Source organism: Pseudomonas yangonensis, from assembly GCF_009932725.1.
Taxonomy (GTDB): Bacteria; Pseudomonadota; Gammaproteobacteria; order Pseudomonadales; family Pseudomonadaceae; genus Aquipseudomonas; species Aquipseudomonas yangonensis.
In genome coordinates this window covers 1-488 of record NZ_BLJU01000156.1, presented here as the reverse complement: position 1 = coordinate 488, position 488 = coordinate 1, and the positions used below count along the sequence as shown (strand labels likewise).

Here is a 488-nt window from a genome sequence, read left to right as displayed (position 1 = left end):
CCTTGCCACCGCCCCGGTGATGCCGGCGAGGTCGGTTGTCTCCATCATCGGCGTTCGCACTCTTCGCCTCTGCCCTCCCGTTCCGGCGCGGGCCTGGGAAAGCTCCGGCTCGTGAGTCCTAGGTTTCCCCGCGTACCGCCTTTTTCGATTCAGTCGAGTCTGAAGCGACGGGCTACCGTCCCTTTGGCCTGCGTCGGGGGCAGTTTGGCTCCGCGGCGAAGCGATAGGACGCTAGGGCCTTGCGCCTGGCGAGGACTAGTCCGCTTGCGCCCCCTGCGCCAGGGCGTTGCCGACGCCCACCAGCAGCGCCCGGGTCTGCGCCACGATGGCGCTGCGGTAGGCCTCGTAGCGGGCGTCGCTGATGGCGTTGTCGTTGCGCGCGCCGCCGCCGCTCGCCGGTACGCCGGTGTAGTAGTTGTTCATCACCGGGACATGGATGTGCCCGGCGGGAATCTCCAGGCGGAACGCGTCGCGCAGCACCGTGTTGC

1 protein-coding gene is annotated in these 488 nt (G+C 68.9%); it reads right to left on the bottom strand.

Going from position 1 to position 488, the window contains the following annotated elements; genetic code table 11:
- Window positions 1–255: 255 nt before the first annotated feature.
- Window positions 256–488 (bottom strand): PA0049 C-terminal domain-containing protein (locus GYB81_RS23900; RefSeq protein ID WP_249256642.1); only part of this gene is annotated, 233 nt, incomplete at its 5' end.